This is a genomic window from Corallococcus aberystwythensis, assembly GCF_003612165.1.
GTDB lineage: Bacteria > Myxococcota > Myxococcia > Myxococcales > Myxococcaceae > Corallococcus > Corallococcus aberystwythensis.
Window position 1 is genome coordinate 1 of sequence record NZ_RAWK01000227.1, and the last position, 16,956, is coordinate 16,956.

General features: G+C 71.5%; 15 protein-coding genes. 10 read left to right on the forward strand and 5 right to left on the reverse strand.

Annotated elements, in window-relative coordinates; genetic code table 11:
• On the forward strand, window positions 1-348 hold a 348-nt coding region (locus D7W81_RS42545; protein WP_167508119.1), incomplete at its 5' end, for a hypothetical protein.
• Between the two features lie 9 nt (window positions 349-357).
• Here the strand turns inward: D7W81_RS42545 and D7W81_RS30365 are convergent.
• Window positions 358-1,383 carry a serine hydrolase domain-containing protein gene (locus D7W81_RS30365; protein ID WP_120558895.1) on the reverse strand — a complete coding sequence of 342 codons (1,026 nt, stop codon included), beginning with the start codon at window positions 1,381-1,383 and terminating at the stop codon, window positions 358-360.
• A gap of 224 nt (window positions 1,384-1,607) precedes the next feature.
• Between D7W81_RS30365 and D7W81_RS30370 the strand changes: the two genes are divergently transcribed.
• From D7W81_RS30370 to D7W81_RS30380, 3 genes are read left to right on the forward strand one after another with little or no spacing between them, the layout of a single operon-like run.
• Entirely contained in the window at window positions 1,608-2,486 is an 879-nt protein-coding gene (locus D7W81_RS30370; RefSeq protein WP_120558896.1) for an ATP-grasp domain-containing protein, read from the forward strand.
• Between the two features lie 59 nt (window positions 2,487-2,545).
• Window positions 2,546-3,871 (forward strand): hypothetical protein, encoded by a 1,326-nt coding sequence (locus D7W81_RS30375; protein ID WP_208721507.1) that lies wholly within the window; start codon window positions 2,546-2,548, stop codon window positions 3,869-3,871.
• 56 nt (window positions 3,872-3,927) lie between these two features.
• Window positions 3,928-4,329, forward strand: a complete 402-nt coding sequence (locus tag D7W81_RS30380) for a hypothetical protein (protein WP_120558897.1) — start codon at window positions 3,928-3,930, stop codon at window positions 4,327-4,329.
• Between the two features lie 7 nt (window positions 4,330-4,336).
• Here the strand turns inward: D7W81_RS30380 and D7W81_RS30385 are convergent, their stop codons facing one another.
• Both D7W81_RS30385 and D7W81_RS30390 read right to left on the reverse strand, forming a co-directional pair.
• Window positions 4,337-5,560 carry a hypothetical protein gene (locus D7W81_RS30385; RefSeq protein ID WP_120558898.1) on the reverse strand — a complete coding sequence of 408 codons (1,224 nt, stop codon included), beginning with the start codon at window positions 5,558-5,560 and terminating at the stop codon, window positions 4,337-4,339.
• A 46-nt stretch (window positions 5,561-5,606) separates the two neighbouring features.
• Window positions 5,607-6,449, reverse strand: a complete 843-nt coding sequence (locus tag D7W81_RS30390; protein ID WP_244227526.1) for a helix-turn-helix transcriptional regulator — start codon at window positions 6,447-6,449, stop codon at window positions 5,607-5,609.
• 211 nt (window positions 6,450-6,660) lie between these two features.
• On the opposite strand from D7W81_RS30390, the gene D7W81_RS30395 reads away from it, so the two are divergent.
• Window positions 6,661-7,833 carry a zinc-dependent alcohol dehydrogenase gene (locus D7W81_RS30395; protein WP_120558900.1) on the forward strand — a complete coding sequence of 391 codons (1,173 nt, stop codon included), beginning with the start codon at window positions 6,661-6,663 and terminating at the stop codon, window positions 7,831-7,833.
• A gap of 60 nt (window positions 7,834-7,893) precedes the next feature.
• Here the strand turns inward: D7W81_RS30395 and D7W81_RS30400 are convergent, their stop codons facing one another.
• Window positions 7,894-8,760, reverse strand: coding sequence for a hypothetical protein (locus D7W81_RS30400; protein ID WP_120558901.1), 867 nt, complete (start codon window positions 8,758-8,760; stop codon window positions 7,894-7,896).
• A gap of 30 nt (window positions 8,761-8,790) precedes the next feature.
• Window positions 8,791-9,711, reverse strand: a complete 921-nt coding sequence (locus D7W81_RS30405) for a GNAT family N-acetyltransferase (protein WP_244227532.1) — start codon at window positions 9,709-9,711, stop codon at window positions 8,791-8,793.
• Between the two features lie 253 nt (window positions 9,712-9,964).
• Here D7W81_RS30405 and D7W81_RS30410 point away from each other — a divergent pair, with 253 nt between their 5' ends.
• The 5 genes from D7W81_RS30410 to D7W81_RS30430 form a co-directional block, all read left to right on the forward strand.
• Complete coding sequence (locus D7W81_RS30410; protein ID WP_120558903.1) at window positions 9,965-11,086, forward strand: polysaccharide export protein; 1,122 nt, start codon at window positions 9,965-9,967, stop codon at window positions 11,084-11,086.
• Window positions 11,087-11,151: 65 nt separating this feature from the next.
• Entirely contained in the window at window positions 11,152-13,287 is a 2,136-nt protein-coding gene (locus D7W81_RS30415; RefSeq protein WP_244227529.1) for a polysaccharide biosynthesis tyrosine autokinase, read from the forward strand.
• A 31-nt stretch (window positions 13,288-13,318) separates the two neighbouring features.
• Window positions 13,319-14,602, forward strand: a complete 1,284-nt coding sequence (locus tag D7W81_RS30420) for an O-antigen ligase family protein (RefSeq protein ID WP_244227530.1) — start codon at window positions 13,319-13,321, stop codon at window positions 14,600-14,602.
• Window position 14,603: 1 nt separating this feature from the next.
• The gene (locus D7W81_RS30425; RefSeq protein ID WP_120558906.1) at window positions 14,604-15,824 is read left to right on the forward strand and encodes a glycosyltransferase family 4 protein; all 1,221 of its coding nucleotides are present in this window, start codon (window positions 14,604-14,606) and stop codon (window positions 15,822-15,824) included.
• Window positions 15,821-16,956 (forward strand): lipopolysaccharide biosynthesis protein (locus D7W81_RS30430; protein ID WP_120558907.1); only part of this gene is annotated, 1,136 nt, incomplete at its 3' end. The genes D7W81_RS30425 and D7W81_RS30430, both read left to right, overlap by 4 nt.

The following is a 16,956-nucleotide window of genomic DNA, read 5'->3' on the forward strand; positions in this document are numbered from 1 at the left end:
GCCGAGGAGCCCGCCCCCGCGCCTTCCGCCCCGTCGAAGCCCGCGCGCACCGCCGACCCCCAGTACCTCATCCTCACGGGCGGCTCGCCCTTCCTGCGCGCCATCGGCTCCGTGCGCCGTCCGGAAGGCGAGCCCCTTCCGGGCTTCGGCAACCTCGCCGTGACCAAGATGTCCGCGGCCCTGCTGCCCACCGAACCGGGCTCGTACGAGTTCCGCTTCCAGGCCAGCAACGGCACCGGCGACTTCAAGCTCGCCCAGCGCAGCGAGAACGGCGCGCCCCGCAACGTGCGCGACTTCGAGATGGCGTCCTCGGGCGGCTTCCAGGTGTACCGCTTCACCATCCCCTGAGCGCGTGCCTCAGGGCAGGAACCGCGACATCAGCGCGAGCCCCGGCGCCTCCAGGGGCACGCGCCCTCGCAGCGCGGCGAACAGCGACCAGCCGTGGTCCGAGAGCAGGACCACGGCCGCGTCCGCCGCGACGCTGAGGCCCATGAAGCCCACGTAGCCGCCCATCACCGACGAGCGCCACACCACGTCCTTCCCGCGCACCTGGGACACGTTCCATCCCAGGCCGCGCTGGATGCGTCCCGCCTTCACCCGGGGCGCCTGCATCCGGAAGAGCGCCTTCGTGAAGGACGGCTCCCCTCGCCCCAGGTTCGTCTCCAGGAAGCGCATCACGTCCCCCACCGTGGAGTGCAGCGCGCCTCCGCCCGGGAGCGCCGGGAAGGTCCAGGGCGGCACGGGCTTTCCTCGCGCGGTGTGGCCCTGCAACAGACGCGGGGCCAGCTCCTCCGTCACCCGCGCCGTGGTGTCCACGAGCCCCATGGGCTTGCAGAGCGCGTCCCGCATCAGGTGCCCGTAGTTCAGCGCCATGCGCCGGGACAGCGCATGGCCGAGCACGCCCATGCCCAGGAAGGACTCGGAGGACGGGTGCGGCGGCGGCTGCCTTGGGTGGTAGTTGCGGAGGAACTCGCCGAACAGGGCCGCGGAGTAGTGGCCGAACGGGTCCTCCGGATTCTGGGGCGCCGCGTCCAGGTTCGGCGGCAGGTGCGGCAGCCCGGAGGTGTGCGTCGCCAGCTGCTCCAGCGTGATGCGCCGCGCGACCTCGTCGCTCAACAGCGCCTGGGGAATCAGGTTCGACAGGGGCTCATCGAGCCGCACGTCGCCCCGCTCCGCCATCACCGACAGCAGCGCCGCCGTGAAGACCTCCGTGAGCGACCCCAGGGAGAACAGCGCATCCGTGGCCGGAGGTGTTCCCTTGCCTCGCAGGCCCTCGACGTGCAGCGCGCCCCGCCACGTCATCGCCGCGCACACGGAGGCCGTCGGGTAGCCCCGCAGATAGGGGCGCAGCTCCGCGCGGAGGAGTTCGGAAGGGTTCGACATGGGGTGGCGCTTTATGGGCCCGCCGCCCGGTGAAGCAAGCCCTCCGGGAGCGGTTCTGTCAGGCGTCACCGTGCGAGGGCGTCCGCCCCCTGGAAGGCCCCTTCGTCCAGACATGCCGCCCGCGGCCGCCCTCTCAAGCGCCCGCCGTGGCCGTGTCAGGTCCCGCGTGTGCCCGCGTCAGCGGAGGCCCGCCGCTCTTCCTCCCCTGACGAAAGGCCACCTGGATGCCCACGTCCCCTGTCGCGAAGGCGATCCTCTTCGGGCGCAACCCCCACCAGCCGGATCCGTTCGACGTGGAGGCCGACGCGGCCGAAGCGCTGGGCGTGGACACGTATCAGGCGGACCTCTCCGCCCTCTTGTCGGGCAACGCGGCGAGGGCCCTCACGGGCGTGCCCGAGCGCGGCCACCTCCGGCTGCTGTACCGGGGCTGGATGCTCACGGAGGAGGAGTACGGCGAGCTCGACGAGGCCGTGCGCGCGTTGGGGCACCGGCTGATGACGGCGCCGGAGCAGTACGCCGCCGCGCACTACCTGCCCCACTGGTACCCGCGGCTCGCGGGCTACACCGCGCGCTCGGTCTGGACGGAGGGGCCGGACGCGGCGGAGGCCTGGCGGGCGGCACGGAAGCTGGGCCCGCCGCCCTACATCCTCAAGGACCACGTGAAGTCCGCGAAGGAGCGCTGGGCGGAGGCGTGCTTCGTTCCGGCGGACGCCACGCGCGAGGACTTCGAGCGCATCTGCCAGAACCTGCTCGACGAGCGCGGCGACCGCTTCGAGCGCGGCTTCGTGGTGCGCCGCTACCTGCCGCTCAAGGTCTACGGGCGGACGCCCGCGGGGCCCGCGCACCTGGAGTTCCGGCTGTTCTTCGCGCAGGGCCGCCTGGTCGCGGCGGAGCCGTACCACGAGTTCGACGTGGAGGTGCCGGACTTCTCCGCCTTCGAGCCGCTGGGCCGTCGCATCCCCTCCCCGTTCTTCACGCTGGACGTGGCGATGCTGGAGGACGGCGGCTGGGCGGTGGTGGAGGTGAATGACGGCGGCGTCTCGGGCCTCCCGCCCGGGTTGGACCCGCGCGACCTCTTCGCCGCGCTGCTCGAGCTCCGCTAGCACGCCCTGCGGGGAGGCAGGCTCCGGCCTTGAGACGGCCAGTGCTAGCGTGCGCGGGCATGAAGGACTCCGCCTGCGCCCGCAGAGGGTTGCGCCACCGCATCGCCGCCCTCGTCCTCGTAGGACTCACCGCGTGCGGCGGCTGTCAGAAGACAGACGCTGAGCGCGCCGCGAAGGAGCGCGCGGAGATTGATGAGCGCCTGCGTGATTCCGTCGCGCTCGTGCCCTACCGCGCGCTCAAGCTCACCGTGCGCGCGGAGGATGACCCGCGGGCTCCGGAGGAGGTGGCCCAGCTCTGGAAGGCCCTGGCCGAGACGCGCGCGCTGCCCGACAAGCCCCTCAACGACGAGGTGACGCGCGCGGCGGCCCGCACGTACCTGGACCTGGGCATCGCCTTCTACAAGGCACGCAAGACACTCCAGACGCGCGACGAGGACGAGTTCCCCCTGCTCTGGACCCGGTGGGCAGCCCCTGGCGCGCCCATGCCCCTGTCGTCCTACGACGCGGGCCAGGAGCACGCCTTCCTCGCCGCGGCCCTGCTGGCGCTGGACGCCGCGGAGAAGTCCGACCGCATCCCCGCCACGGAGCTCGTCTTCTATGAGCTGTCGCGCGCCACGCCCTCCCCCACCTGGCCCGCGCCCCTGCGTGCCGCGGTGCAGGCCAGCCGGGGCGCCGCCTTCTGCCAGGCGGGCTACCACTACGCCGCCGAGGAGGAGCTGACCGCCTTCATCACCGAGACGGAGCGCTTTCCGCCACAAGCCTTCCCCGCCATCCAGCAGGGCACGCCCGAGCAGTCGCGGGAAGTGGTGCTCGCGGCCGGGCACTTCCTGCGCGCCTGGAACCGCATGGGCCTGAAGCGCGAGCGCGCCGCCGAGGACGACATCGAACAGGGGCTGCGCTCGCTCCAGACGCTGGGCGTGGAGAACGAGCTGACGTGGTGGGGCTGGGCCTTCATCCACACGCGGCGCGGACGCTACGAGGAGGCCGCGGCCTCGCTGGACAAGCTCGCGGCCAGTCCCTACCTGGAGGAGGCGGAGCGGCGCGAGGTGCACGACAACGCGGAGACCCTGCGCAAGCACGGAGACAGCCTGCCGCTGTTCCAGCAGACCCGCGCGACGCTGCTCCTGGGCCGGACCCTGCTGGCGCGCGCGGGAGGCCTGGAGCACGTGCTCACCGTGCTCGTGGGCCCGCAGCGGGCCAAAGAGCTCTACGCCCCGCTGGTCTGGATGGACCGGGTGCGCCAGCGCACGGCGAGCCTCTCCCCGGAGCAGGTGGCCCAGGGCGCGGGCGAGACGCTCGACCGCGCCCGCGAGGCGGGCAACCGCGGCTGGAAGGCCCTCCAGGAGCGCTTGGACAAGAGCACCGCCCAGGACAGCCCTCCGTGAATCAACGGCTCTTCCGGTAGAGTCGGTTTTGCAAATAAACCCCGGAGGAGTCTGTGATGAAGCGTTTCCTGTTCGTTGCGCTGGCGGTGCTGGGAATGCAGACGGCGGCGTGTGGCGGCCCGATGGAAGAGGCGGAGGCAATGCCTCAAGAAGGCTCGGAGGTCACCGCCATGGCTGTCTGCACGGCGTCGTGTCCTGGAGGAACGTCCGTCTCCTGCTCGGGCAACCACTGCGAGGCCGTGGAGGGCCAGGCGGTGATGTGTGATGGCCAGTGGAAGAACTGTCCCTCGCCCGAGACCGTGACGTTCTACTGCGAGGCCAACAGCACGCTGCTGAGCTGCACGGGCTTCAACGCCCACACGCTCCAGCCGCTGAGCTCCAAGGTGTGTGGCGGCGTGTCGTGCAACGGCCAGGACACGTACTGCCCGGCCTTCACCGACGCGCGCGACTGCTTCTGACCGGCCGTCACGGAGCCGCCGCTTCGCCCAGCGCCTTCACGGGGTAGTGCCCCGGCGAGGCGCGGAAGCGGCGCTCCAGTCCGCCGGGTTCGAGCACGCCCTGCTCGAACAGTCCCAGCAGGAAGGCCTCGTAGGTGCCTCCGCGTGAGGGGCCCGCGCGCTTCAGTTCCTCGTAGAGGACGAACGCCAGGACGTGAATGCCGTCGTCATGGGCGCGGAAGAACTCCGCGCCCGTGAGCGGCCGGCCCTCCCGGTTTCGCAGCAGCCCTTCCCGCTCGCTGACGTAGACGTCGATGGCCTCCGCGCAGTCCTCCTCCGTCAGGCCGCGCGCCGTGGTGTAGCCGAACGCCGGGTCATGCTCGCGCACGAGCCGCTGGAAGTAGGGGTCTGACTCCAGCGCCGTCAGCTTCGCGTCCAGCACGCCCTCCCTCGCGAACGGGGGGTGCAGCATTTCATGCACCGCCGTCTTCACCGTGACGTCCGCCGGATAGGTCGCGTCCGTGAGGAAGTTCCACCCCGTCACCCGGATGCCGTGCGGCTTCGCGAACTTCAGGACGTGCGCGTTCAAGGCCGCCACGTCGAGGCTCCTGCCCAGCACCGCCTCGTCCCAGCCCACCACGTCGTACGGCGCCACCTTCGCCGCCAGCCCCGCGATGGCCCCCTCCACCTGGGGCAGGTACTCCGCCCGCCAGATGCGTGGGAACTCCACGCGCTTGAGGAACGCCAGCAGGACGCCCAGGTCCCGCCGCACGTCCTCCATCTGGGCGAAGCCGTCCTCGCGCCCGTAGGACGTGGCCAGGAAGTCCGCGCGCATCCGGCCCCACGCGGCATCGTCCGCCACCGTCGCCGCCAGGTCCTCCACCGTGGTGGCCCCCGTCACGGAGAAGACCAGCGTCAGGAACGGCCCCACCATCTTCCCGCCCTGCTTCCCCATCCGCTCCGTGAGGTGCGCGAGCGCGGCCTGCTCCCGCGCGCCCAGCAGCGCGGAGAAGCGCTGGAACTCCGCCGGGTAGAAGCGCGTGTAGAACGCGTCCCCCCGCAGCAGGTTCAACAGGCAGAGCGCGTCGTACGCCTCGGATGGCCGCAGCACCCAGTGCGTGCGCCCGGAGTCCACGCGGTGCACGGCTCGTTCCGGAGCGGCAGGGACAGGCCTCGAGCCCGCGCAGGCGGTCCACAGCAGCGCCGCGAACAGGGCCACGGCGCGGAGGAAGGAAGGTGATTCCAGGTTCATGCCCCGGAAGCTAGGACCGCCCGCCCACCACAGTCTTGGACGGAACCTACCGCGTGGAACCGGATGCACGTCCCGCCAGCCGCCGGTACTCCGCCGGGGTGAGGTGCAGGCGCCGGCGGAACTCGCGTGTCAGGTGGCTCTGGTCGCAGTAGCCCGCGTCGAGCGCGATGTCGCCCAGGGGGCGCTGCGTCTCGCGCAGCGTCCGGGCCGCCCGCTCCAGCCGGGAGCGCCGCAGGTACTCCGCCGGGCTGCACCGCCAGGCCTGACGGAAGGCCCGCCCCAACCGCAGGGGACTCACGCCCGCCTCCCGCGCCAGCGCCGCGAGCGTGGGCGGAGGTCCCCGCACCGCGTCCAGCAGCTCCCGGACACGTCCCAGCCACGCCGGAGGGCCGGCGTCCCGCACCGGCGCCGACGCGCGCACCGCCTCCGCCAACAGCTCCAGCGACAGGCCTTCGATGGCCAGCGCCGCCACGTCATCCGTGCGCCGGAACTCCTGGTACACGCGCGCCCCCAGCGTGGCCAGCCGCACCGATGCCAGGTCCACCCGCGGATCCAACCCCGCGGCGAGCGCGCCCCGCGACCGCCAGGCCCCTTCCGAGAAGTCGATGTTGAAGGTGCGCGTGCGCACGTCCCGGATGCGCTGCGCGTGTTCCAGCCCGGGTGCCTGGAAGGCGACCGACCGGGCGGTGCACTCCCGCGCGCGGCCTTCCACCACATCCGTGAAGCCCCCCTCCAGCGTGAGCCGGAAGCCCGCGTGCCGGTGCAGGTGTGACGGCAGCCGGACCCCGGGCGCGTACGTGCTTTCCGTGAGGACGAGCCCCGCCACCTCCACGCGATGGAGCGGCGTGCCCAGATAACGGCCGAAGTCGAGGACGGGTGCGGGGGTCACACCCCTTTTTGCATCGGCCCCGGGTCCCATTGCATCCCCGGACTTCGATTCCGCCCCCTTTCAACAGGGGCGCTTCCCCCAAGCGGGCACGCTCCCCTTCCTCTTCCGAGCGCCAGCCAGCCGGGCAGCGGCAACCCGGGGCCGTTGGCCGTGGGCGTTGCAAGTCCCCAGCTTTGCCCAAACGCCTTTCCTACCGAAGGAGCCACATTCGATGAAAGCCATCTGCTGGCACGGCCACGGCGATGTCCGCTACGAGTCCGCGCCCGACCCGAAGATCGAGGATCCGCGCGACGCCATCATCCGCGTCACCCGCACCGCCATCTGCGGCTCCGACCTGCACCTGCTGGACGGCTACATGCCGACCATGAAGAGCGGGGACGTGCTGGGCCACGAGTTCATGGGCGAGGTGGTGGAGACCGGCGCCAGCGTCACCAAGCTCAAGAAGGGCGACCGGGTCATCGTCCCCTTCAACATCGCGTGCGGCGAGTGCTTCTTCTGCCAGAAGACCCTCTTCTCCCTGTGTGACCGCTCCAACCGCAACGCGGAGATGGCCGCGAAGGTGATGGGCTATTCGCCCTCGGGCCTCTTCGGCTACTCGCACATGCTGGGCGGCTTCTCCGGCGGTCAGGCGGAGTACGTGCGCGTGCCTTACGCGGACGTCGGCCCCCTCAAGATTCCGGAGGGGCTCACCGAGGACCAGGTGCTCTTCCTCACCGACATCTTCCCCACCGGCTACATGGCGGCGGAGAACACCGAGATGGAGAAGGGCGACACCGTGGCGGTGTGGGGCTGCGGCCCGGTGGGCCAGTTCGCCATCCAGAGCGCGTGGATGTTCGGCGCGGGCCGGGTCATCGCCATCGACCACGTGCCGGAGCGCCTGGCGCTCGCGAAGTCCTGGGGCAAGGCGGAGACCATCGACTTCACGAAGCAGGACGTCTACGAGACCCTCAAGGAGATGACCCAGGGCCGCGGGCCGGACCGCTGCATCGACTCCGTGGGCGCGGAGGCGCACGGCACCGGCAGCCTGGACGCCGTCATCGACAAGGCGAAGGCCGCGGTGAAGCTGGCCACGGACCGGCCGCACGCGCTGCGCCAGGCCATCCACTGCTGCCGCAAGGGCGGCACCGTGTCCGTACCCGGCGTCTACATCGGCTTCCTGGACAAGGTCCCCATGGGCTCCTTCGTCAACAAGGGCCTGACCATGAAGACGGGCCAGACGCACACGCACCGCTACACGCGGCCGCTGCTGGAGAAGATCCAGTCCGGCGCCATCGACCCGACGCGCCTCATCACCCACCGCGCCCGGTTGGCTGACGCCCCCACCCTGTACAAGAAGTTCCGCGACAAGGAAGACGGCTGCATCAAGGTCGTGATGACGCCGTAGTCCACCCCCACGAGGCGGAAAGGGCCCGGAAGCTTCCCCTTCCGGGCCCGTCGTTTCGTCTCAGGCCTGACCCGTCAGCCGGTAGTACGCGTGCGGGCGGCGCCAGCGGATGAAGGCGCGCGCCAGCGGGTTCATGCCCCAATGGATGGGCACCGGATCCACGACGAAGCCCAGCTCGTCCTTGAACTGCTCCAGCTGGGCGGCCTCGCGGGCGTGCAGTCCGCCCACCAGCGTCCGGGCCCCCAGCCGGCGGCAGACCTGCGCGAACTCGTAGATGAGGCCGGTGGAGATGTTCGTCGGCAGCGCCCACGTCGCGTAGTAGGCGCTGAAGCCATACGCGACGCCGTCCACGATGTAGCCATCCAGGTAGCCGCCCAGCTTGTCGTCCACCATCCCCGCCAGCACGCACCAGTGGTCCGACGTGAAGTACTGCCGCAGGCCCTTGAGGTACTCGTCCAGCGTGGGAATCTTCTTGTGCTGCGTGCGCGTCAGCGCGTCCCGCACCACCGTGTAGCCCTGCTCCAGGAGCAGCGACGGCCCCGTGAGCTGGACGATGCGCACCGTGCGCTGGCACTTGCGCAGCTTGCTGCGCCGGTTCGAGTTCAGGCGGCCGGTGTCATAGGTGTCCAGGTCCTTCAGCCGCACCACCGGGACCTGGCCCGTGGCCGCGCTCGCCGTCTCCGGCGTCAGGGCCGCCCGGTAGCCCCAGGACAGCGGCGTGGGCGGCGTGGCTTCCTCCGGCGTCAGCCGCGCCAGCAGGTGCACGGGCTGGAAGAAGCCGGGGGCGCCGGACTGCTCCCAGTAGTGCCCCCGGTGGGAGATGACGCGAACGCCCTCTTCTCGCCGGCGCTCGGCGAGCTCCCGCTCCGTCAGACATGTGAAGCGGGCGTCCGCGACATCGCGGAGCTGGGGAAGTGACAGGACCATGGAAACCCCTCCACCAACGGCACAGGAACGTCAGGAATGGGGCGCGCGGTAGGCGGGGAAGAAGTCCCCGCTCGCGTGCCCCTGGGACAGCTGCGCGTACGCCTCGGGATCACAGATGAGGTCGTGCGTGTAGAACTGGGACATCGCGTTGGCGAAGCCGCGCTTGAACCGCTCGATGCCATCCCCTGGCTGGACTCCGCCGCCCAGGTGGACGGAGGCCTCCAGCTTCTCCGCCAGCTCCACCATCACCGGGAACTCGTTCTTCTCCGGCGAGTGCACGAGGTACGCGTCCGCCGTGCCGCCAAGGAAGTGGTGCAGCAGGCCGTCGCTCAGCACCACCAGCGCGGAGGAGGCCACCGCCCCGTCCGGCGCGCGCGTCGTCACCAGCCACGCGAAGGGACAGGTGAAGGCCTCCTCGAACCACGCGTCGCTGAAGGAGTACCGCGCCCCGGCCCCGTCGCGGGCCAGGGTCTGGCGGTAGACGGACTTGAGCGCTTCCCGCTGCTCCGGGGTGGAGTCCTTCACCGGCACGGCCGCGCTGACGTAGCCGCGCCGGGCGTTGCGGCGGATGTCCGCGCCGTGGTCGCCGTGGAACTTCACCGGCAGCCTCGGGTCAATGAGGCACACCTCCGTGCGCAGCCGCCCGCCCGCGAAGCAGTACGGCCCGCCAATGCGGTCGCGCAGGAAGATGCTGACCAGCTCCGTGCCCCGCCAGTCAATGGCGTCCACCGGCACCTCGGACAGCCCGTTCAGCTCCGCCCCCGGAAACCCATACGGCGACATCGCGTCCCGGTAGCACGTCCCTTCAATGGGCCGCACGATGAGCGGCACCCGCAGCGCCCGCCCCCCGCCGTCCTCCACGATGAGGCTGTGCGTCACCCCTTCGGCGCGCAGGTGCTGCTCGGAGCGGAAGTAGTCAGCCGAGACGGCTCGCTGGCCGCCGTCAGGCACGAGGACGGCTCTCCACGGTGTCGCTGGGTTCATGAGGGTTCCCCCGAAACAGCCAGAGGGTATGGGGATGATCCCCGGGTCCGTCATCGCCCCCCGGGGTGCGGACGGATGTCCTGATTCCAGCGCTTCGCTCCCTTCCAGCCCCCCAGGGCAGGACATGTGTCGCGTCGCCAGCGGGGCCTAGCGCTTTCCAGACATTTGGCTTTGTCCGGGGCTTACGCTTAAAGGTTTCATCCGGAAGATTCCCTGTCCTATGAAACACGTCCTGCTATTGGCCGCGGTGTTTTGCATGAGCGCATGCGCCTGGGGCCCAGGCATGCACATGGACGAGGATGCCTTCCGTGAGCGCTACGCCGGTATGGCGGATGCCGGCACGGACGGCGCCTATGAAATCATCCCCATCGACGCGTCCCTCATCAGCCACCAGCAGGCGGCGCGCAGACAGCCGCGGCCCACGCCCCAGGTGGATCCGCTGGCGCAGGTGGCCACGGACTATGACTACCGGGTGACGGCGCACGACGTGCTGAGCGTCATCGTCTGGGACCACCCGGAGCTCACCATCCCCGCCGGGGAGTTCCGCTCCGCGGAGGCCACCGGCCACCCCGTGTCGGCGGACGGGACGATGTTCTACCCCCACGTGGGCAACATCCCCGTCGCGGGCAGGACGCTGCGGGAGATCCGCGAGCTGCTCACCCAGCGGCTGGCGAGCGTCATCGAAAAGCCCCAGCTGGATGTGCGCGTGGTGGGCTTCCGGGGCCAGAAGGTGCAGGTGACGGGAGAGGTGGTGGCGCCGGGCACCCTTCCCGTCACCGACGTGCCCCTGCGCGTGCAGGACGCCATCGCCCAGGCGAAGGGCTTCTCCACGGAGGCGGACCTGAGAACCGTCACGCTCAGCCGGGGCGGCACCACCTTCACGCTGGACTTGCAGGCCCTCTACGAACAGGGGGACGTGAGCCAGAACTGGCTCCTCCAGGACGGCGACATCGTCAACGTGGCGGACCGCAGCCGCAACAAGGTCTTCGTGCTGGGGGAGGTCCGCAAACCCTCCTCGCGCGTGATGGTGAAGGGACGGATGACGCTGGCGGAGGCCATTGGCGACAGCGAGGGCTTCGACCCGCTCACGTCCAACCCCGGCCGCGTGTATGTCATCCGCGGCAGCTTCGAGCGGCCCTCCATCTTCAAGCTGGACGCGAGTTCGCCGGACGCGCTGCTGCTCGCGACGCACTTCCAATTACAACCGCGTGACGTGGTGTTCGTTTCCGCGCACGACCTGACGAGCTGGAATCGCATCATCCAGCAAATCCAGCCAACAGTTCAGCTGCTCTGGCAGGCAGTGGATATCGGAGACAGAACCATCATCATCAACAACCCATGACGAGCACCCCCGAACGCGTGACGCCGCCCCGCCCAGGCCCCGGCATGCAGGATGATGAGCTGGGATTGAGTCGATATCTGGCCATCCTGGGGGAGCGCCGCGGCACCATCGCGGCGTCCATCGCCCTGGCCCTGGCCCTGGGCGGGCTGTATCTGCTCATCACGGCGCCGGTGTACCGGGCCAATGCCATCCTGCGCATCGAGCAGAAGAGCAGCAGCCTGGGCCAGCTGGACGAGCTGATTCCAGACGCGCCCAGCATGGCGGCCCCGGAGATGGAGGTCCTGGGCTCCCGGGCCTTGCTGGGGCGCGTGGCGGACGCGCTGCACCTGGGCGTGAGCGTGGAGCCCCACTACTTCCCGGTGGTGGGCGCGGCCCATGCCCGGGCGCACCCGGGGCCGGACCTGGCGGCGGTGCCGTGGTGGGGCGGGGCCTCGTACGCCTGGGGTGGAGAGAAGCTCCAGGTGGAGCGGCTGAACGTGCCCACGGAGTGGGAGGACCTGCCGCTCACGCTCGTGGCGGACGCGGACGGCGCCTACTCGCTGTGGGGGCCCGGAGGGCAGGTCGTGCTCCACGGCGCCGTGGGCACCGGCGCCCAGACGGAAGCGGGCGCGGCGCACGAGGTGGAGCTGTTCGTCACGGAGCTGCACGCCCGGCCGGGGACGCGCTTCCAGGTGATGCGCCGCTCGAAGCTCGCGGTGGTGGAGGACCTGCAGCGCTCGCTGCGCATGGGGGAGAAGGGCGCCGGCACGGGCGTGCTCAACCTGACCCTGGACGGGCCGGACCCGGTGCTGGCCACCACCACGCTCCAGGCCATCGCGGACACGTACGTGCGCTCCAACGTGGAGCGCCGCAGCGAGGAGGCGGGCCGCACGCTGTCGTTCCTGGACAGCCAGCTGCCCGGCCTGCGCCAGGGCCTGGAGCAGGCGGAGGCCGCGCTGCGCGACTACCGCGCCGGCAAGGGCGGCGTGGACCTGGGGATGGAGACGCAGGCCGTCCTCAACCGGAGCGTGGACCTGGACAAGGACCTCTCCACCCTCGCGCTGGAGCGCTCGGAATTGCGCCAGCGCTTCACCGAGCACCACCCGCTGATCATGGCCACGGAGCGCAAGATGGCGCGCCTGCGCACGGAGCAGAGCGCGCTGGGCACCCGGCTCAAGAGCATCCCGGACGCGGAGCGGGTGTCCGCCCAGCTCACGCGCGACGTGAAGGTGGCCAACGAGCTCTACATCCTGCTGAACAACAAGGCCCAGGAGTACCGGGTGCTCAAGTCGAGCCCCATCACCAACGCGCGCCTCATCGACGCGCCCGTGGTGACGCGCCTGCCCGTGCGCCCCCTGAAGCCGGACGTGTTCGCGGTCAGCGTGGTGCTGGGGCTGGTGTCCGGCGTCGCGCTGGCCTTCGCGCGCAAGTCGCTGCACCCGGGCGTCACCGACCCCGCGGCCCTGGAGTCCGCGCTCGCGGTGCCCGTCCTGGCCAGCGTCCCCACCGGCCCGCGCCGCGCCATGTCCCCCCGCGGCCCGTCCATCATCCTGGCGCGCAGCGTCCCCCGGGACGTCACCGTGGAATGCGTGCGCGGCCTGAGGACCCGGCTCCAGCGGGCCATGAAGGAGGCGGGCAGCCACGTCGTCGCCGTCACCGGGACGAGCCCCGGCGCCGGGACGTCCTTCGTCGCCCTCAACCTGGCGTGGGTGCTGGCGGAGACGGGCCAGCGCGTGCTGCTGGTGGACGCGAACCTGCGCGGCGGCTGGCTGCACCGGTGCTTCCGCGAGGCGCACCTCCCCGGCCTCCATGAGGTGCTGCGGGGCACCGCGACGCTGGAGCAGGCCCTGCTCCAGGACGCCGCGCCCGGCCTGTCCTTCCTGGGCGCGGGCGCGCTCCCGCCAGACCCGGCGGAGCTGTTGGCCAGCGCGGCGTTCGACACGTTCGTGGCGCGCGTGGCGGCCGAGTACGACGTCGTCCTCTTCGACACGCCCTGCATCCTCGCGGTGACGGACGCGGCGCTCGTGGGCCGGCACGCGGGCGTGCGGCTCGCCGTGGTGCGCGCGGCCACCCAGTCCCTGCGCGAGGTGGCCACCGCGCTGCACCAGCTGGAGCAGAGCGGCGTCCCGGCCCGGGGCGTGGTCCTCAACGGCGTGCCGCGCTCCCGGGCGGGCCGCGAGGTGAGCGGCGTCTACCAATACGAATACCCGTCCGCGAGCTGAAGACCCACCGGGAGGCTGCATCGTGAGCTGGATGAGCTGCACAGGACTGGGCTTCATCGCGGCGCTCTACGTGCTCGCGGGCCGCTGGGGCTTCCACCGGCTGGGCCTCGCGGTCAACGAGGAGGTGGACACGAACCTGGTCCAGGAGCTGCGGCTCTGGATCGTCCTGTGCGGGGTGCTGCTTGCCTCCGTGGGGATGCTGCACCGCGCCCGGCGCGACGCGCGCCCCGGCGAGGCGCGCTTCGACCCGCCGCTCATCGCGGCCCTGCTGGGCTTCCTGGGCTACATGTGCGCCAGCATCGCCTGGACGCCCGACCCGCGCTTCTCCCTGACCAAGGTCGCAGACATCCTGCTGGTGGGGCTGATGTGCGTGGGCTTCGCGCTGGCCGCGCTCCGCCAGCCCGCGCCCCGGGTGCTGGACGCGTTCTGGGCCGCCGTCGTCGTGGCCACGGGGCTGCTCGCGCTCACCGCCGTCAAGCAACTGCTGGGGGGCGGCGGGAGCGCGCGGCTGGCGGTGATGGGCGGCGGGCCCAACATCCTCGCGCGGCTCATGGGGCTGCTCGCCATCGGAGCGCTCTACTTCTGGTACTGGAGGGGCCAGGCGTGGCTGTGGATTCCGGTGGCCGCCACCGGCGTCGTGCTGGCGCTGCTCACGGGCTCGCGCGGCGGGTCCGCCGCCATCGTCGCGGGCATCACCACCTGCCTCGTGGTGGGGCGCGTGCCGCTGCGCCGGCTGCTGCTGCTGCTGCTGCTGGCGACCGCCGCCATCACCGCGGTGGTCCTGTTCTCCCCGCTGGGGGAGGCGCTGAGCAACTCCGTGCAGGAGCGCTTCTTGCGCCTCACCCTCAACTACGAGTCGGGGGCGGGCGGCGCCAGCGGCAAGGACAACACGGTGTACCTGTCCGGGCGGGAGATCCTCTACGCCAGGGCCCTCCAGCTGGGAAAGGACCACCCGGTGGCGGGGGCGGGCCTCGCGGCGTTCCCCGCGCTGCGCCTGGGGGTCTACCCGCACAACCTCTTCCTGGAGGTCTTCTGCGAGGGCGGTGTCGTGGGGCTGCTCCTGCTCGCGACCGTCATCGCCACCTTCGTGCGCTCGGCGCTCCTGAGGCGCCAGGGCCTGGACGGCGCCACCGTGGGCGCGGCGGTGCTGGTGCTCCTGGGCAGCCAGGCCAGCGGCGACCTCTACGACAGCCGGGCCTTGTACCTCTTGATGGTGATGGCCTCCGCGACCGCGGTCCCCGGGCGGAAGCCCGCGCACGTGGGCCCTCCCCCACCCCAAGCCCTTTCCCAGCCCTCATTCACAGGAGCCGTCTGACATGCGCATCGTCTACCTGCACCAGTACTTCAACACCCCCACCATGCACGGGGGCACGCGCTCCTACGAACTCGCGCGGCGCCTGGTCTCCATGGGCCACGAGGTCCACATGGTGACCTCCGACACCCGCGTGGACGCCGGCACGGGCAAGGGCTGGCGCGAGTCCAACGAGAGCGGCATCCAGGTGCACTGGCTGCCGGTCCCCTACAGCAACGCCATGAGCTACCCGGACCGCATCCGGGCCTTCAGCCACTTCGCGGTCAACTCCACGCGCCGCGCCGCGCAGCTGCCCGCGGACGTCTTCTTCGCCACCAGCACGCCGCTCACCATCGCGGTGCCTGGCATCGCCGCGTCGAAGTGGAACAAGCGGCCCATGGTCTTCGAGGTGCGCGACCTGTGGCCCGCCATCCCCATCGCGGTGGGCGCGCTCAAGAGCCGCTCCGCCATCATGGCCGCGCAGCTGTTGGAGAAGGCCGCCTACGCGGGCGCGGAGCACATCGTCGCGCTGTCGCCGGGCATGAAGGCGGGCGTGGAGGCGGCGGGCGTGCCGCCGGAGAAGATCACCATCATCCCCAACCTCTGCGACCCGGAGCGCTTCGCGGTGCCGGCGTCCGCGGGCCAGGAGTTCCGGCAGAAGTACGCGTGGCTGGGGGACCGGCCCATGGTGCTGTACGCGGGCACGCTGGGGCTGGTGAACGGCGTGGAGTACCTGGTGCGCGTGGCCGCGGAGATGCGGAAGGTGGACCCGGAGGTCCGCTTCGTCATCATGGGCCAGGGCCGCGAGGAGGCCATGCTGCACGCGCTGGCGGAGCGGCTGGGCGTGAAGGGGGAGAACCTCTTCTTCCTGCCCAGCGTGCCCAAGGCGCAGGTGCCCGCGGTGCTGAGCGCGGCCACCATCGCCACGTCGCTCTTCACGGACGTGCCGGGCATGCAGGACAACTCCGCCAACAAGTTCTTCGACGCGCTCGCGGCGGGCCGGCCGCTGGCGCTCAACTACGGCGGCTGGCAGGCGGAGCTGCTGGACCGGGAGCCCTTCGGCGTCCGGCTGCCACCCAAGGACGTCCCCGCCGCGGCGGCCATGCTGGCCAAACGGCTGCGCGACCCGCGCTGGCTGGCGGAGGCCGGCGAGCTGGCCGGGAAGCTGGGCCGCGAGCGCTACTCCGCGGACATCGCCGCGAAGCGGCTGTCGGAGGTATTGCAGCGCGCGGCGGCCCGGTCATGACGGGGCGCTCGGTGGGGGGCAACTTCATCTGGTCGCTCTCCGCCGGGCTCGTCTACGCCCTCGCGCAGTGGGGCGTCCTGGTGGCCTTCGCGCGGCTGGCCACCATGGAGGAGGTGGGCCAGCTCGCGCTCGCCCTGGCCATCACCGCCCCGGTGCTGCTGATGGCGCGCATGCAGCTGCGCACGCTCCAGGCCACGGACGCGAAGGGCGCCTTCGGCTTCGAGCACTACCTGGGCCTGATGGTCCTCAACGTCGTCGCGGGCGTGGCGGTGTGCTGCGCCATCGCCACGGTGATGGCGGACTCCCCCCACGCGGGCTGGGTCATCGCGCTGGTGGCGCTGGCCAAGGGCTTCGAGGCGGTGAGCGAGGTGTTCTATGGCGCGCTCCAGAAGGCGGAGCGGCTGGGGCTCATCGCCCGCTCCACCATCGCCAAGAGCGCGCTGTCGGTGGTGCTGGTGCCGCTGGCGCTGTGGCTCACGCACAGCCCCATCGCCGGCGCGGCGGCCATGGCCTTCGCCTGGGCCATCGTCCTCGTGGTCTTCGACGCGCGGGCGCTCCGGCGCGAGTTCCCCGGCGCGCGCCCCTGGAGCTCCCTGTGGCGCACGCCCTGGCGGACGGAGGCCGCACGGCTCAAGGCCCTCCTCCTCCTGGGCTGGGTGCTGGGCCTCACCGCGCTCCTGGGCGCCCTGCGGCCCAACATCCCCCGCTACCTCCTGGAGGCGCACGCGGGCCAGGCGGAGCTGGGCATGTACGCCGCGCTCGCGTACTTCGCCGCGCTGGGCGGCCGGGTGGTGCACTCGCTGGGGCAGGCGGTGAGCCCCCGGCTGGGGCGCTACCACGCGGCGGGGGAGGCGCGCCGCTATGGCAGGGCGCTGGCGGGCTTCACGGCGGCGTCCGCGGGGGTGGGCCTGTGCGCCATCACCGGGTCGGCGCTGCTCGGCCGGTGGGCGCTGACGCTCTTCTACGGGGCCGCCTATGCCGGAAATCTTGAGCTGTTCGTCTGGCTGATGGGGGCCGCGGCGCTGGAGTACGTCTGCTTGAGCCTCGCGGTGGGCCTCACCGCGGCGCGCGAGCTCAAGGGCCAGGTGGTGCTGCTCGTCGTCTCCGTGACGGTCGTCGCGCTGGGCAGCGC

Bases quoted from the DNA above. Each gene is read 5' to 3' on its own strand.
- D7W81_RS30365 (WP_120558895.1), bottom strand. From the start codon at position 1,383: ATGTCGAACCCTTCCGAACTCCTCCGCGCGGAGCTGCGCCCCTATCTG.
- D7W81_RS30370 (WP_120558896.1), top strand. From the start codon at position 1,608: ATGCCCACGTCCCCTGTCGCGAAGGCGATCCTCTTCGGGCGCAACCCC.
- D7W81_RS30375 (WP_208721507.1), top strand. From the start codon at position 2,546: ATGAAGGACTCCGCCTGCGCCCGCAGAGGGTTGCGCCACCGCATCGCC.
- D7W81_RS30380 (WP_120558897.1), top strand. From the start codon at position 3,928: ATGAAGCGTTTCCTGTTCGTTGCGCTGGCGGTGCTGGGAATGCAGACG.
- D7W81_RS30385 (WP_120558898.1), bottom strand. From the start codon at position 5,560: ATGAACCTGGAATCACCTTCCTTCCTCCGCGCCGTGGCCCTGTTCGCG.
- D7W81_RS30395 (WP_120558900.1), top strand. From the start codon at position 6,661: ATGAAAGCCATCTGCTGGCACGGCCACGGCGATGTCCGCTACGAGTCC.
- D7W81_RS30400 (WP_120558901.1), bottom strand. From the start codon at position 8,760: ATGGTCCTGTCACTTCCCCAGCTCCGCGATGTCGCGGACGCCCGCTTC.
- D7W81_RS30410 (WP_120558903.1), top strand. From the start codon at position 9,965: ATGAAACACGTCCTGCTATTGGCCGCGGTGTTTTGCATGAGCGCATGC.
- D7W81_RS30420 (WP_244227530.1), top strand. From the start codon at position 13,319: ATGAGCTGCACAGGACTGGGCTTCATCGCGGCGCTCTACGTGCTCGCG.
- D7W81_RS30425 (WP_120558906.1), top strand. From the start codon at position 14,604: ATGCGCATCGTCTACCTGCACCAGTACTTCAACACCCCCACCATGCAC.